Genomic DNA, 16,524 nt, shown 5'->3' with positions numbered 1-16,524 from the left:
CTATCAATCTATACCCAGTTTATATTGGGCTGCAATAGTTTCTAACTTAAAACTACTGAGCCATTGTTGCAGTTTAGCTTTTTCAATTTTTGGTGGATTTTCTATGAAAGAGATTAATTTTATTAACTGCTTGTCCAAACTTAAACTTTGAAAAACATGAAAAACTCCTGAATATGGGTCTAAAAAATCCACAGATATATCGTTTTCATCCTTAAGAATATTTAGTATTGGTTTACTCATACCTGCATACTCTACCAGCTTGCTGGGTAACTCGAAAGGTGTGTTGTTGCCAATATTTATAAGTATATCAGCTTCTTTCATAACCTGATAAACTTTGTCATGACTAATAATTCCATGAATAAATATCTTATTTTCCAATAATTTTTGATAGGGTTCAAAAAATTCTGCACAATCATAGATACTACCAAAAAAATGAAGTTCTAATGTATCCGAAACATGTGTTTGTAATAGCTCTCTAAATAGTTGAAGTAAAAATTTAGGACTTCGTATGCTTTTATATAAAGTGCCGAGAAAGACAAGCCTTACTTTCTCTTTTTCATCTTTCGGAAAAATTGAGCCAAGACTTGTATTATTTTCTGGTATAGATATTAAAGGTAAAATTACACATAATTTTTCAGCACTTTCAGGAAATAAACTTGAATATTTTTCTAAAGTCGTTTTTGTGGTAACGGCAATTAAGTCAGCACGTCTGAAAATTTCACATTCTGAGTTATAATTCATCTTTTTGTACAATTGATAGTTATTTGGAGGTCTGTGTTCCAAAAAGCAAAATGGGTCACCAATATCTACAAGCCATGGTATTGTTGGATAATCTTTTTTTAACTTCAGACCGACCAAATGCCCTGTGAAAGGGTGAGAAACGGTAATTATAGCATTATAATTATATAACTTGAGTAACCGTTTGACTTCTTTCAAAGCTGGGAAGTACCACAAGCAGGCGTAGTCGGGCCAATATATCTTTTTCCACGTTTGATCATGAACCCATTTTACAAAAGATGTTAGATTTTGTTTTACCCTTAAACCATCGAATGCGGTAGGTTTATCAACAATGGTGTTCGGAGGTATACCAGGCGTCTGAAGTTTGCTGCGTAGCGCCTCAGTTACAGCACCTCCAACTCGATGCACACAAACACCATTGATAACTTCTTTCTGCAACAGCCCAGGGTTCCAAGCACTGACAACATCAACGTGATCACCTTGTCTAGCCCAATATTCTGCGATCGCGCTCCAGCGAAAAGCGCGTGGAGTAATTGCTGGCGTGTAAGAGTAACTAATAATCAGGATTCTCATTGATTAATTATTATCTGCTGACTACTGGTGTGACTATTATTAGACTATGTTTTTGATGGAAAGACAAGAGTTGGCAACTAAGCCGACTATTAGCCAGAATAAGGAGCCCAATATTGGTTCATAAATAATTGGGTAAGATGGCATAAATGCGACAATTACAAAAAAAGTTACAAATAAGGCTTGGTAATAATGATTGACAGTTCGCCTTAACCATAAAGCAAATAAAGTTTTCGTTAAAATAAGCAAGAATAATAATAGCATAAAAAATCCCCCTACAAAATAAATTTCTGAAAATGTATTGTGTGGTAAAAGCGCATCTTCTTTTAGCTCTAATGCAGCACTACCAGCTAATCCAAAACTACTGCCAACTAAAAAATTTAGGGGATAAAAGCTACTTTTTTCCATAGCTAATGATATTCCTTGCTGGGTTATGCCAATCATACGCATTGAAAGATCTTCCAAAACACTGTAGGCAGTACCCTCACCTGTATCCCCACCAGTAAAGGCTATAAGTGCAGTTTGTCCATATTTTACAAAATATTCCTGCACTGCTGATGGATAGGTAACGCTAAAAACAAAAAGCAACAAAAAAAATATAAGGATGATTGTATATTTATTTATGATATTTTTTTTAAGCTTTAAAGTGTATTTTTTTTTAGTTAGTTTTAAAAGTAGTATAATAACTGTGGCTATAATCCAACCTGCCATTGCTGCTTTCGAGAGACTGAAGACGAGGAAAATTAAGGCGACTACGAGTAAAGCTATCTGGACAGCAAAAGAACGAATCGCCAATATTGCAAATGCATAAATAATAGATGATGCCATACCTCCTATGTTTGGTTCTCCTAGTAAGCTTTTAAAGCGAATAAGACTACCCCGAATTGCTATGTAATCTCTGACTAGCCACGATAGTTCTCCTCCCAATAACTGGTAAACTAGCGTCAATGAACCTAGCCAAACCACTAATAACCAAAAGTAAACAAAGATTTTTGATTCATTTATCCTCTTGAAAAGAATACTGGCTATAGGTGCTATCAAAGCTACATTTACAAATCGCGTAAAACCCGCTAATGCTACCTGTGAACCGTAAAGAAAATAAGTATGTGAAGTTACAAACACAGCATAGAGTAAGAATGTGAACAATAATAACTGCTTTTGGGTTAAACGCAATCTGTAAAATATAGCTATTCGTAAGTACAGGTAAGCATAGAGTGCATACCTTGCCTTGAATATGAAAAGCATCAAAGGCGATGCCAACTGCAATTGATAAAACAAAATTAATGCAAATAAAATAAAAAATATACAGAGGTCTAGTCGCCTTAAAGAAGGTTTATTTTGAATCAGATGAACAGGGATTTTTTTTTCAGTATACCCCAATGAAGTAGACACAGAAATAATCCTCTACTTATTTTGACCTATTGTTTTTTTACCGTAGCCATTGGAAAAATAGGTAGTTGTTTTTTTATTTGGTTCACTTTGACTACAGTATAGTATTCTGGGTTGCCCACTCAATTCATCCCTAGAATTAGTATCAACCAAATCGATAGAGTGTTTTCCTATTTTTAGGGAATGATAGGTAGGTTCTTTGTTTAATCTGAGAGTTCCTATAAATCCATCCGACCCAAAATAGACACATTCTCCTTCTGGAGCATTGTTCAAGGTGAACAGTCCTTGGCTGAGGTACTTTTTTTCTCGTTCAGCAAGAAGCTGAGGGGCAAAGTGTGCCTGACTGGAGCGGTATTCGTTCCGGCGTTCTGGTAGCGGTGTGTATAGATATGTTCCTGGATCACTTATCCAATCCTCACCATCTAGGTTTAACTCTATAGAAAACTGGTCATTGTGGGCATGACCTCCGTTGCCATTTTGACCAAGATAACCACAGCGGATTGCTAGGTAGAGTCGCTGGGAGCGGTAGAGATACAAGCCAAAGTCTGGATAGGCATAAAGCTTGAGGTCTTTGTCTAGGTCACTACCCGGTACGGAAATATCTAGAACTTGCCTTGACTGGGCTTGCGTCTGTGGCAGCGAATCTAATTTAGCACTAAATTTCTGCCAATCTTCTTTTGTGCCGATACGCACCTCCTCCGCAGCAGGATGTTGACCCGGTTGTAAGTAGGAAGGTAGGCGAGTGCCTTTAGCCAAATGTCGGATCAGGTCAGTTTCCAGCCAGCCTTCTCCTGTCAACCGGGCAAAATCATCCCGTCCAAAGAGTCCGTTAATCGCAGCAACCAGATGTCGGTGATCTAGAAAGTCTTCATCCCAATAGATGGCATCATCCCGAAGATCGGTATAGCCATCCAGATTAGCATAACTTGCCTTCGCTTCGGCGACACTCATCTGATGATACAGTGGCTGGAGTTTCAGAAAGCGTCCGCTGTCATTATCACCGATTTGAGGAACATGATTATTGGGCTTGGTGATATGCATCGTAAACTCTGCCATTTTCTCCAACCGTTCGATGTACCAATCCGGAAAGGGAATGAGGCGATCGCTTCCCGCCAAGGGATAAAGAGCAAGTGGTGCTGGTTGGAGTGGGGGACGAACCTTGTGCAGGCGATAATCGTATTCTTCTTTCAAAGCTGAATATTTTTCCGGTGGCATACCGACTACTAGAGCTGTGCCATAGATTACCATCTCGGCGGAAAGGCGATGGTAGCTGGTCGATGCTTCAAAGTTGGCTCCATCTGGATAGAATTGAGACTCCACCTCATTGATGAGTTCCTGAATGGCAAAGGCTAACCAAGCGTTAGTTGTTGGCGTGCAGGGTAAATACGCGGCTACGAATAATAGACCGACTACGTTAGCCAAATAGTGGTTTGATCTGAGTTTTGGCGACCATTCTAGGTTGTTAATAATATGCCAACCATGCTGATATATGCTGCGACTGAACTCTGTCTCGAATTCTGTATCAAATTCTGCACAGTAGGCTCGGAACAAGTCGTAGGACACTAACCAATTTGCCACTCGGATTCCTATATCCATTGTGCAGCGCCAGTTTACCCCAAAGCGGGGTGGATTGGTGGCAATAAAATCCAGCACTTGATTGCGAAATTCACGGGGATACGTTTGGGAAGGTGCAAAACCGGGTTGAGCCTTTCCCGCTAAAACATAAGCCCAGGCAAGTTGAGGTAAGTGCTGCATTCGGGCTAATTCCCATGGCACTTTGATATCGACACCTAGTTTGTGACCATAAGGTATATTCAAATACCAAGTATTTTCAGACCAGCGATAGCCGGATTTAAAATCGAGATGCCAATCGATAGGGGTGTAGTTTTTATCTACTAGATGCCAGATACGTTGGGACTTAGCTAAGTTTGCTGAATTAATGCGATTTTCCAACCATCTACCTTTGCAGTCTAGCTCAATGGATGAACCCATCTCATAGCGATAGCCTTCCAAACCTCGACAGTACATTCCGTGCTTGACTTGCACCCATCCGGAACCCAGAAGATCGAAGCGATGATTGAGATAATAAGACGTAACAGAGCCTAACAGTTTAGAACGCGAATTCCAAGAATCAATCGATACTGGCTGAAAATGACGATCAAGCCTACCCCAAGGAAACGAGTCAGGTGTTAAATAGGTTGAATACCAAGTATCATGTTGGCGCTGGTAGAGAAATTTTAACTTTCGCTGAGCCTTGCCAATCATTTTCTGGATGATCAGATGGGGGGGCAAGGATATGGCTTTCTGAAGGTAGTGTTTCAGGTTCATCCGCAACGCTCCTTCAGTTTGTCAATAATCTTGCGTGTGTGTTCTTTCCAGGTATATTTAGCGACGACTTCACGCCGTGCTGCTTCCCCTAGTCTCTCCCGCCGTTGTTGATCATCAATCAACACTTTTAAACCCAGCTTGAGGGCATCAATATCTCCTGGCTTGACCATCCAGGCTGTGTGATCATGCTTTAATATTTCTCCAATCTGATTCAAATCAGATGCGACTATACCTTTACCCATTGCCATGTACTCAAAAAGCTTAGTGGGAGAACCAAAAAAGGGTGTGCCATCAGGATTAGGGACATGGGGTGAAACCAGAATATCACAAGCAGCGAGATGGCTCGATCCTTCTTCTTGGGGAATGAGTCCAGTAAAGATACATGCATCCATTACATTAAATTTTGTTAGCTGTTCCTTAACTTGGGGCATAGTTACACCATCTCCGATTAACAGTAACCGTATCTTTTCTCGATAATCTGGAAAGTCCTGTAACAGACGTCCGAATGCTGCTGCGAGTACCTCGGCTCCATGCCACTTGCCAAAAGTTCCGATAAAGCCAATGACTGTTTTATTCTCTAAACCATATTGATGGCGAATGCCAGAACCGTCCACATTTGGTGAATACTGTTCTGGATCTACACCATTGGGATTAACCAGAATTTTATCTGCTTCAATCCCACGCGCTATTAACTCATCTTTCATTGGTTGACTAACGACAACCACCACATCAGCCGCTTTCAGATTAAGCAGTTCGATACGGGTCAGCAGTTTTTCATGAAAAAGCTTTCGACCACCCCAGTTACGCGCCATCCAAGGAAACGAACCATTGTATTCGCAAATGTAGGGAACTTGATACTTCAGCTTAAGTGAGACACCAACGTAATTTCCTAGGCTATATCTTTGGTAAATAAAAGATGGTGACCATTGTTCCCATTGTTTATCTATCCGTTCAAAAAGTTGATGATTATATAGCAGTTCAGGAATCTGTGGCAGATTTCTTCCGATCTCATATAAAGGTTGGCAAAGATAAAACCAACTATTTTGTTGAACACCTACTAAATCATCAGTACTAACAACGTGAACCTTGTCTGCAAGCGAACGTAATCCATTAATCACTCCACTTATATGGCCAACAGAACCTCCACTTTTTACGTTAAACCAGTGATCTGTTCTCAAAAACAAACACACCCATTTTCTTTTAACGATATCAACAATAATAAAATCATTTATTTTTTTAAATAAAATTGATACATTTTGAAAATAATTAAGATAAATAAATACCCACAAAATAATATCTCTAACAATATTTAAAAGGGCTATCCATATCGGCTGATGATTCGCAATTTTATAATTCACGTCAACCCAATACCATTTCCTCACTAGAGAGAGTGCCAAGTAGCATTCCAGTACATCTTTGTAAGAAATTGATGATATATTTTCACAGGAAATTGCTAAATTATCTGTTTTGAAAAACTTTTTTTCAGCCAGAGTAGCTACAATTTCTCTCTTTGTCACTCTTACATTCATACTTTATAAAGTAATATTCTGTGTTTCATAAACTTAGCTATAGTGTATAGTTTATTATATTGTTTTAAGCTTTTCTTGAAATTAGTAAACACAGGGTTTTCATAGTAGGTTTTGTAGCATTTTTCAAATGCCCATTTTGTACAATATAGATCATACCGCCGTTCCCTAAATCTTATGTCAGGTTCATGCTCCGCAAAGACAGGCAAAGCTAAATCAGGATTACGCACCAAATCATCAAGAGAATTTCCGTTAAAGTAGATATTACAAGTTGGGTCGAGTAATTGCCATTTTACATCGAGGTAAACCTCTAGTAAAGCGTGGGAGTCCACTTTCTCAATACCATGTCCCTTGGGATGAGGTTTCATCCAGAAAGCAACCCTTCGTGTTTTGTAACCTTCGCGTTCTAATACAAATTGCAGAACTAATGCATACCCACCGCACCAAGCATAACCTGATTTGATGATGTCTGGCGGAATTCCTGATTCATTTGGCTTTTCTGGACTGATAGTTTGGTAAACCCAATCCATAGCCTCTATAGCCCGCTCCAATCTAGATATTTTTTGGCAGCGTTTCCAGGCTACAATGTACATCATCTTGTCGCTGGCTGGTGGGTAAGAAATCATACCCAGTTTGCAAAACGTATAAATTTCTTGAATTTCAATATTGACAAATCCCAAGTCATCAAGCAGAATGCGAAGTTCGTGATCACTAAAAGCGTTACTGGGAATAGCTGCGACTAGAACTCCTCCCCAGGATAAAACCCGATGACCTTCTTGCAGTATTTGCTCGACATCGCCAGTCTGTTCTAATGTATTATTCACATAGACACAATCAAAAGACTCATTAGATAATGGTAGATGTGCAAAATCAGCATTTTTCAAGGATACTTGCTCTGAATTAAATGGTACTGTAGTAATAAGGTGCTTACTGTAGTCTACATTCGTCACTTCCATCCAAGGATACAGCTTGGCAATCTGATCTGAGCAATAACCAATATCATAGCCTAGACCTAACACTTTTTTTCGATCCAAGGGAAGTTTATTTTGTAGATAAGTTTGAAAAAGATTATTTTTCATTAAATTACCGTTTCTATTTTTTACCAACGCCAATAATACTTCTATTATCCCACCAAACATCTGATGCACCTTCACCAATTATCCTAAATGCCATGTTCATTATATGAATTAATACTGGTCTCACTAAAGCTGCAATTTTTGATTTCAAAGTATCTGAAACAATGAAATTGCTTTTACACACAAACACTTCATTAAATACATTTCTCATAATTTGAGCAAGGCTTTCTCGAGTAAATCCAACTTCATGAGTGAAATCCATATATCTTTCATGTTGAGCAAATAACCAATCCATATTGGGTACATCAATGATAACTAATCCCCCGTGTTTGAGACTATTTCTAATTTGTTCTAGAAAATAAATAATATCATTTTTAGGGATATGCTCCAATACTGCTTTGAGAATAATTAAGTCAAATTCTTCCTTATATTCCTTTAAGTAATCATAGGCATCAATGCATATAATATCTACATTAGGAAGTAATGTTTTGGCATTTTTTACGTCATCTGGTGACAGATCAACTCCATACAAGTTACTAAATCCAAAGCCACTCAAGGCAGACAGCAAGTAACCTCTGTTACATCCTATTTCAAGAATCTTTGCTGAATTTTTATCTAGGTGATTAATATGTCTTAAATAATTGGTTCTTGCATATTTTATAAATCTATTTTTTTTCAGTTTATCATCGTTATCTAAATAAGATATATGGGTTTTGCTATAAGCTAAAAATAGCCTTTTGGTGTAGTTATTTGACATTTAAATATCCTTGTTTACGTCTAGAATGAGTTTTAAGATAAACCATGCTAATTCCTAGCATTAATCCATAGGAAAATATTGAAGAAATGGATGCTCCTACAATTCCCCATAAAGGTATAGTTTTGAAATTTAAGACTATATTGATTACCAGAGCTATACCTGGTGAATAAACTGTGATTAGAGGCATGCCTTGGGCGGCAAAATAATTCATGTAAACTCTATTAATTGACAAAAATAACATCGCAGGTATTAACCAATAAAATGCTGGTATTGTGGGTAAAAATTCTACTCCAAATAAAAAGCGAACAGTTGGTTCAACGAAAAGAATTGCCCAAATAGATATAAATACTATCAACAGACAAACTGCTAGAGACAGCTTTTTTGTCAACCTCCATTTATTCTGGTTATTAGGCATGGCTGATAATTTAGGAAATAATATAGATCCAATGACTACAGGTAACATATATATCATATCTGCTATCATAACGGCTATTGAATAATAACCAGATTGAAGTGAACCCAGCATATATTGAACCATAAACAAGTCACTACGCAACACTAAAAACGTAAAAAATGCTGCCATATAAGCTTTAATTCCATAATTAATAGTTTTTTTAAATAATTTCAATGATGGCAATGGAAGCTTATGGATATATTGTTTTAATTTCCAGGTAACTCCGAATAAGCTAATAATTGTAGCCATCAAGCTAACAAAAAATATAGTTTCTATCGCCACTACTTTAATTAACAATAAAAAACTAATAATACTGAGAGCAATTAGTTTATTGGCTAATTCAATTTTGTTATAGTCTTCTATTTTATATATTCCCAGCAAAATATTTTTGAGGAGCATATAAGCTAATCCAAAGGGAATTCCCAGTAAAGCTAATACCAAAATCAATCCCTGAATTGGCGCTAAATTAGGTTTTATAATAAAAACAAACCCGACTAAAGCAGCGATTATACAACCAAATCCAAAGCTAAGTGCAAGAGTATTACTAACTAGTTGTGGAAGTAATTTTCTATCGCGAGCTACATAGTACGTATTTGACGCATGTAGTCCCAGATTACCTACCTGTATACCGATAGCACCGATAGCTGTAGCTACTGCGTAAATACCTCGTCCCTCTGGTCCTAGTGTCCTAGCTACAATTACAGAAGTCATCAGCCCGATTCCAATTAGAGCAACCCTAGTCGCAAACGTTTCAGCAACTTTGCGGATAAAGTCGGAACGGATTCCCCTGCGATATAACGATCGACATGCCTTAAATTTGCTATAAACAAATAAGCTAAATTCCGAAGCCATAGTTTTTTAGAGTAGATAATTTAGTAACTAGGACACTCGATTATTGGCAAATATCATTAAACAGCAACCTCAGTCAGTAGGTATCTAAAAATAAAAAAATAATTTGCATTTCTATGAAATAAACTTATTCCACCACAGGGCAAAATTTAGCAAATACCAAACTTGTGAACCTCGCCCTTGTTCAATCAAATCCATAACCTCAGACTTATTCAGAAAATCAGTTTGGTCACAGAAGCTATCCAGTTCATGTTTAGTCTTCTCTCCTAAACGCTCAAAGAACCACTCATACACAGGCACACCAAACCCTTGCTTCTTGCGGTCAATCAACTCATCCGCAATCAATCCTCGCACCGATTTCTTAAGAATATGCTTAAGATTACCATTTCTGGTTTTAATTGACTCCGGAATACTCATCGCTAATTCTACAAACTTATGATCCAAAAAAGGTACACGTCCTTCCAAACTAACTCCCATGCTCATTTTGTCCACGCGCATGAGGAGTAGTTCAGGTAAGCGTAGATTCAGATCAAGATAACTCATCCAATTGAGATGAGATTTCTCCCAGGCTTTCTCTTCAAACCGTTGGCGAATCGGCTTGAGTACTTCCCAAGACGTTAGATTAGCAAACGTTCGGCGTAAACGAGGCGAGAGGAGTTGCTGCTTTTGAGCTTCAGTAAATGCTTCAGCCCCTCCCCAGAAAATAGGCACTCCATCCGCACCTCGACGCAGCCACTCATAATAACCTTTTTGCGCTTTCCCTAAAACCTGTAATCCTCCAAGCCCTAAGTATTTTAAGACTCTGGGTAGTGGTAAATCATCATAACGCTGTAGCCGGAGCATTGTTTGCCAAAACGGATAACCCCAAAATAGCTCATCAGATCCTTCTCCTACCTGAGAAACAATCACTCCGTTGTCCCTGGCTAACTTAGACACATAGTATACCGGAACACAGACCGGATCAGCAATCGGCTCATCTTGAAGATATACCATTTGCGGTAGGAAGTTAAGCAGATCATCAATAGTCAGTAGATGCTCATGGTATTCAGCCCCCACCGCCTTAGCCATCTGGTAGGCATAGTGCATTTCGTTTTGATAGGTTTGATAATCTCCCTTGTACCCTATGGTAAAAGTTTTGATCGGTCGCCCTTCTTCCTCAGAAAATAGAGCGGCATTGGTGCTAGAGTCAATCCCCCCGGAGAGAAATACCCCAACCGGGACATCACTCAACTTACGCAACTTAACAGCAGTACGAAGTTCGGCTATTAGTTGCTCGGCAATCTCGGCTTCAGAAACACCCACTAATGGTGTGGTGTGATCCCAGACATCCCAGTAACGATGCTCTCGAATTTGCCCATCTTCCTTTATCCGCAACCAAGTACCCCCTGGTAATTTCTTAATCCCATCAAATAAGGTTTGGGGGGCTGGGGTAGTCAGGAACGAAAGGTAATGATAAAAAGCTTCTTCGTGAACAGCACGCTTTTGATCAGGATCTTGCAGAAGCGCTTTGATTTCTGAAGCAAAGGTGATACGACCGTTATGAATACTGTAATAGAGAGGTTTGATGCCAATGCGATCGCGGATGAGCCATAACTCCCGTTCTCTAGCATCCCAGAGCGCGATCGCGAACATTCCCCGAAACTTGTGCAAACAGTCAATCCCCCACTCCTCAAAAGCATGAAGAATTACCTCAGTATCCGAGTGGTCGGTCTTCCATCGGTGTCCGCCAAGTTTCTCCAATTCACTACGAATCTCAGCATGGTTGTAGATTTCACCGTTGAAGGAAACCCACAATGTGGCATCCTCATTACACATTGGTTGTGCCGCCGCTTCCGATAAATCGATAATTGATAGGCGACGATGAGCCAAACCCACTTTGCCGTCTGGAGCAATCCACATCCCTGCACCATCAGGTCCACGGTGGACCATTGTATCCCGCATCCGGGTAAGGTATTTCTCTGTAACGGTAAAGCTGCTATGGCTGTTGTTGAAAGTTAAGACGCCCACAATCCCGCACATTTATATCATTCTCCTTTTGCTTGGGTATGAGGTGTCACTTGAATTGGTCGGATCATTGAAAAAGTCCTTAATCAAGTTCCTAATTCCGCTTCCACTGCCAAACTAATTTCTGTTGCTTGCACCTGCTGCCATAATGGAATCGACCATTCCCCTCCTTGCTGAATGACACAGGCAAACGCGGCTAACTCTTCTTTCTGACCTTTATTGACCACCTTGGTTTCCATCCCTTTTGCCAGAGAACCGCTAATCGCAAGCTGCTTATAATCAGTTAAGATTATCACCTTACCATCGACAAATACCTCTAACTGTTCCTTAGGATAATCCTTAGTCCCCAGAGCCGTATAGGTAAGAGTCGCCACTGAACCATCGGCAAACGTCATCGTCGCCACAAAATTATCACTACGGCTGTAATGACCCGTTATCGGTGCGATCGCCTGAGCCTTCACCGTCACCACTCTACTACCCGTCAGGTAAGTAAACAGGTCATAAATATGGCAAGCTTCACCCCGATTACGTCCACCTCCCTCCTCTCCATGTACCCAATGATCCAAGGGAATATACCCTGCATTCATCCGGTAATTCAGAATCATGGGGTTGCTTCGGTCTTGAATTATCTCATAAATCCGTCGAGCATAGGGAGAAAAGCGACGGTTAAAGCCAGTGACTAGAATGGGTAAAGACTTATCAGTGGCAGAAGCATAAAATCCTTCTATGTCACTCAGTTCCGCTTTTGTCAATGCCAAGGGTTTTTCAACTAAAACGTGCTTACCTGCCTTCATCGCTGCCAAAGCCATTGAAGCATGGAGATGATGCCGAGTTGTAATAATAACGGCATCAACCTCTGTATCCTGCAAAGCCTGCTGATAATCCGTCGTAGCATAATTAGCCCCAAATTGCTTAGCCGTTACCATCGCATTATGCCCCGTTCGGCTGACAACCGCCTGTAAATGATAGTGATCAGCCAACCCTTGCAGATTCGGTAAGTGCATCCCCTTGGCAAAACTACCCGCACCCACTAATGCTACCCGAATATGCTTTGTCCCCGCAGGTTTAGCTGTCGGATTAGGGACTACTCTAACCACATTACTGGTTTCCTGGGATTGGGGATAGGCAAGCAGTACCATGAGGGGTTTTTCTCCAGGACTTTTGAGTGACTCATAGGCGTCTGTCGCCTGCTCTATCGGATAGATAGCATGAATCAAGGGTTTAACTCGCACTCTCCCCTCAGCGACTAGACGCAAATATTCTGCCATATTCCGGTTTTCTGTCCAACGTACATAGGAAACCGGATAATCTAAACCCTGTTCTTCATAATTATGGTCATAGCGACCAGGACCATAGGACGTCGAGATAAAAAAGTCCAGTTCCTTCTGATAAAAATCAGCCCGGTTGAGATTGAGTCCCACATCCCCAACCAGCACCACTCGTCCCTTTTTGCGGCACATCCGGAAGGCAGTAGAAACCACCTCATCCGAAGGTGTAGCCGCCGTGATAATCACCCCATCAGCACCTAAACCATCCGTCAGCCGTGCCACCTGCTCAATCGTATCCCCATCGTCTGGATGAATACCAATATCCATACCTAGCTGCTGAGCGATCGCAATCCGTTGGCGCTCCAAATCAGTACCTATGACTCTACAGCCATTCGCCTTGAGCATCTGGACAGTAAGCTGACCCAAAATCCCTAATCCCAGCACCACAAACACTTCCCCCAGACTGGGTTGAGCGCGGCGGATACCTTGAAGTGCGATCGCACCCAGGGTTACTGTACTCGCTTCAGCAAATTCCAAGCTTTCTGGTATCGGTACGATCAGATTACGCGGCACGCGAATCACTTCCGCATGGTGAGCGCATTGCGCCCCAGCACAAGCAACCCGATCCCCTGGTTGCAGATCATCAATTCCAGCACCCACTTCCAACACCGTCCCAGCGGCAGAGTACCCAGTCGGCTGACCGCCAGCCAGCTTCCCCTGCACTAAACTGGCAGTACGCGACACCCCCTGGTTAACTGCCATATCGACTACTTTTTTCACATTTTCTGGCTGCTTGAGTGCCCGTTTCCACAGTGGCAGACTACTCATTTTAATACCACTCATTTCCGTACCAATTGAAATGCAGGAATGATTAACCTGCACCAGAATCGTACCTGGTTCAACTTGAGGAACAGGAATCTCTTCGACGATTGCTTGACCCTGGCGAATCAGTACCTGCTTCACCGCCAAATCCCCCGTGTATCAATGACTGTTTTCCCTTGCAACTGTTCTCTATCAATATCCTTAAAAACTTGGTGGTCAACTAGTAGCACGATAATATCTGCCTTCTGGAGTGCCATGTCCAGCTCAACCAGTTGGATATTACCCCAGCTATCAAGACTAGCAGGAAGACTAGGAATGTGAGGCTCTACTGCTAATAGATGTCCTACCGACTCCCTTACCAACTCTCTAACAATTTCCACAGCCGGACTTTCACGCAGATCATCAATATTTGCCTTATAAGCCAATCCTAAACAAGCAATGACCGGGTGCTGGAACTCAGCAGTAGCTGCTTTAACTTGATTAACGATCTGATCCGGTTTACTATCATTAACTTCCCTAGCCGTCCGAATTAGCAGTGCTTGTTCTGGTGCTGAGTGGACGATAAACCAAGGATCAACCGCAATACAATGTCCTCCGACTCCCGGTCCCGGTTGCAAAATATTTACCCGTGGATGTCGGTTTGCCAGTTCTCTGAGTTCCCAGACATCAATCTGCAACCCCTGGCAAATCAAAGATAACTCATTGGCAAAGGCAATATTAACATCCCGGAAGGCATTTTCGGTCAACTTTGATAGTTCGGCGGTGCGGGCTTGAGTCGGGACAATCTCACCCGTAACAAACTGTTGATAAAAAGCCGCCGCTTTAGCCGTTGACGCTGGATTGATGCCACCCACAATCCGATCATTAACAATTAACTCTTTGAGAATTTGACCTGGTAGCACCCGTTCTGGACAATGGGCGATATAAATAGCATCAGCCTCGATATCCGGTCTCAGTTCCCTTAACCAGTCGCTAATAGCCTCAGTGGTTCCCACAGGACTGGTGGATTCCAGGATAACCAAATTCCCCGATTCTAGGTAAGGCGCGATCGCATGTGTCGCCGCTTCAATATAAGAGATATCCGGCACATACCCATCCTGAAACGGTGTTGGTACAGCCAGGATAAACACATCAGCCGAGGTTGGTGACAAACTCGCCGTCAGATTGCCACTGTTGACCGCTGACGTGACCAAAACATCTAAATCTGGCTCATGAATGTGAATTTCACCACGATTGATAGTGTCCACAATCCGAGGGTTGACATCCACACCCTGCACCTGAAAACCCTTGTTCGCCAGCAAACTCGCTGTTGGCAAGCCCACATATCCTAAACCAACGACGCAAACCTTATCCATCTGATTTCCCCACACCAAATTTTAATCATTCTCTCAGTTGGTAGATCCTATCTGAAAGTTGCCTGTAAGATTGCTTTGGTTAATATAGCTTAGATGGAACAAAGGAGTATAGGTTGATTGACAGAAAATACTGAACACAGGCTCAATTAAAATGAGGATAAAATTTCTTTAGTCGATAGTATTCTGTTTTTCCGAATCCACAGTACATCGATCAGACTGATAACAGTTGGACTTTCTGCGCTCGCGATCGCTCTCTCCCTACTCCAACCCAAACAATACCAGAAGCAGCTCACCCTGTCAGTCACCCCGGTTCCAATATCCGTATCTGGTATCCCTGGTATTGATATCCGGCAAGCCAGTCACAAAACGGTAAAACTGTTGAAGAATCATGACGACGAAATCGACGAGATTGAGGTCAAACCAAACTATAACACCCAAACGCAGCAAATCAACATCACCGTGCGATCGCCCGATACCCGTTTTCTCGCTGAAGCCGCCTCCCAAGTCTCTACCCGGCTCCATCAGCAGTTCCCAGCCCCATTAGGTCACGCGATCGCTAATAGTCTATGCCCCATCGAGCTATAAATCAACCAGCCGCAACAGATTCTCGAACAGCTAGACCAACCAATTGCTCAAGTTCGCGACTCCAACAGCATCGATCCCCAACAGATTAGAACCGCTCCCTAGTACAAATAGTAGTACTGGATGCGATCGCCAGTTTTTCTCCAGCCATTAGAGGAGAGGGTGGGCGACCCAACCGTCTGTAGGGGCGGGTTTTACCGATAACATTCTCTTCTTGGACTTTGGACAAAAAAACTACATTTGCGTAACTTTTACGCAAATGTAGTTTGGACTTAATTAAGAGGAATTAATTTGACTATGACCGAAAAGTTCTACTCGTCTTTAACTCCCTCATTTTCTCCAGAGAGATCCGGCTCAGTTTCTCCCCCAAAACAAACATCTAAATAACTTTACTGGAGAGAATTAATAACTCTTTCCAATTCATCGATAAGTCCCCTTCTTGTTACTTTCTCCACAGCATCAATATGAGCATCACTGCCAGCTTTTCCTAAATATAAGTATTTGCTTTTTTTATTATTGTCACTAGCCCTAGGAAAAATCGGCTCAATGGCTTGTAGTTTATAATACCAGTAAATTTTTTTATTTTGCTTCGTCTGATAACGAATCACATGACAATGAGGCGGAGCCACTTCTCCTTCTGAAGCTATTTTTTGGATTTGTCGCTTTAGCTTACGAATAGTCGCCTTGATTTGTTTGACTCTGATCGAGACTTCTTGAGTGGTCTTCAAGGAATTTGGTTGGGTCATTAGCTTACAGATTGAACCACTCCTATATTATAATTAAGTTTGCGTATATTTTACGCTAAC

General features: G+C 41.2%; 13 protein-coding genes. 1 reads left to right on the top strand and 12 read right to left on the bottom strand.

Translation table 11 applies throughout. The annotated features are described in order from the left end of the window. Positions 1-3: 3 nt before the first annotated feature. The 10 genes from RIG27_RS14150 to wecC all read right to left on the bottom strand — a co-directional run bounded on the left by RIG27_RS14150 (position 4) and on the right by wecC (position 15,136). Positions 4-1,311 carry a hypothetical protein gene (locus tag RIG27_RS14150; RefSeq protein WP_446346090.1) on the bottom strand — a complete coding sequence of 436 codons (1,308 nt, stop codon included), beginning with the start codon at positions 1,309-1,311 and terminating at the stop codon, positions 4-6. Between the two features lie 39 nt (positions 1,312-1,350). After that, positions 1,351-2,700, bottom strand: a complete 1,350-nt coding sequence (locus RIG27_RS14145) for a hypothetical protein (protein ID WP_446346088.1) — start codon at positions 2,698-2,700, stop codon at positions 1,351-1,353. Between the two features lie 12 nt (positions 2,701-2,712). Then, positions 2,713-5,025: a heparinase II/III family protein gene (locus RIG27_RS14140; protein WP_446346086.1), complete on the bottom strand. Its 2,313-nt coding sequence runs from the start codon at positions 5,023-5,025 to the stop codon at positions 2,713-2,715. Next, on the bottom strand, positions 5,022-6,554 hold the full coding sequence (locus RIG27_RS14135) for a glycosyltransferase (protein WP_446346084.1): 1,533 nt from the start codon (positions 6,552-6,554) through the stop codon (positions 5,022-5,024). The genes RIG27_RS14140 and RIG27_RS14135 overlap by 4 nt, the downstream gene beginning before the upstream one ends. Further along, on the bottom strand, positions 6,551-7,690 hold the full coding sequence (locus RIG27_RS14130) for a methyltransferase domain-containing protein (RefSeq protein WP_446346082.1): 1,140 nt from the start codon (positions 7,688-7,690) through the stop codon (positions 6,551-6,553). The genes RIG27_RS14135 and RIG27_RS14130 overlap by 4 nt, the downstream gene beginning before the upstream one ends. After that, complete coding sequence (locus RIG27_RS14125; RefSeq protein ID WP_446346080.1) at positions 7,644-8,384, bottom strand: class I SAM-dependent methyltransferase; 741 nt, start codon at positions 8,382-8,384, stop codon at positions 7,644-7,646. Before RIG27_RS14125 ends, RIG27_RS14130 begins: the two co-directional genes overlap by 47 nt. Beyond that, positions 8,374-9,690: a flippase gene (locus tag RIG27_RS14120; RefSeq protein ID WP_446346078.1), complete on the bottom strand. Its 1,317-nt coding sequence runs from the start codon at positions 9,688-9,690 to the stop codon at positions 8,374-8,376. The genes RIG27_RS14125 and RIG27_RS14120 overlap by 11 nt, the downstream gene beginning before the upstream one ends. 111 nt (positions 9,691-9,801) lie before the next feature. Beyond that, positions 9,802-11,706, bottom strand: coding sequence for an asparagine synthase (glutamine-hydrolyzing) (asnB, locus tag RIG27_RS14115; RefSeq protein WP_446346076.1), 1,905 nt, complete (start codon positions 11,704-11,706; stop codon positions 9,802-9,804). A 71-nt stretch (positions 11,707-11,777) separates the two neighbouring features. Continuing rightward, positions 11,778-13,922: a bi-domain-containing oxidoreductase gene (locus tag RIG27_RS14110; RefSeq protein ID WP_446346074.1), complete on the bottom strand. Its 2,145-nt coding sequence runs from the start codon at positions 13,920-13,922 to the stop codon at positions 11,778-11,780. Continuing rightward, complete coding sequence (wecC, locus tag RIG27_RS14105) at positions 13,919-15,136, bottom strand: UDP-N-acetyl-D-mannosamine dehydrogenase (RefSeq protein WP_446346072.1); 1,218 nt, start codon at positions 15,134-15,136, stop codon at positions 13,919-13,921. The genes RIG27_RS14110 and wecC overlap by 4 nt, the downstream gene beginning before the upstream one ends. A gap of 378 nt (positions 15,137-15,514) precedes the next feature. Between wecC and RIG27_RS14100 the strand changes: the two genes are divergently transcribed. Beyond that, entirely contained in the window at positions 15,515-15,721 is a 207-nt protein-coding gene (locus tag RIG27_RS14100; RefSeq protein ID WP_446346070.1) for a hypothetical protein, read from the top strand. A gap of 85 nt (positions 15,722-15,806) precedes the next feature. Here the strand turns inward: RIG27_RS14100 and RIG27_RS14095 are convergent, their stop codons facing one another. Both RIG27_RS14095 and RIG27_RS14090 read right to left on the bottom strand, forming a co-directional pair. Beyond that, positions 15,807-15,947, bottom strand: a complete 141-nt coding sequence (locus RIG27_RS14095; RefSeq protein ID WP_446346068.1) for a hypothetical protein — start codon at positions 15,945-15,947, stop codon at positions 15,807-15,809. Between the two features lie 160 nt (positions 15,948-16,107). Next, positions 16,108-16,464 carry a hypothetical protein gene (locus RIG27_RS14090; protein WP_446346066.1) on the bottom strand — a complete coding sequence of 119 codons (357 nt, stop codon included), beginning with the start codon at positions 16,462-16,464 and terminating at the stop codon, positions 16,108-16,110. Positions 16,465-16,524 lie beyond the last annotated feature (60 nt).

The organism is Coleofasciculus sp. F4-SAH-05, from assembly GCF_040222985.1.
Taxonomy (GTDB): Bacteria; Cyanobacteriota; Cyanobacteriia; order Cyanobacteriales; family Coleofasciculaceae; genus Coleofasciculus; species Coleofasciculus chthonoplastes.
The sequence above is the reverse complement of the archived record's forward strand: the minus strand, read 5'-3'. Positions and strand labels throughout refer to the sequence as shown.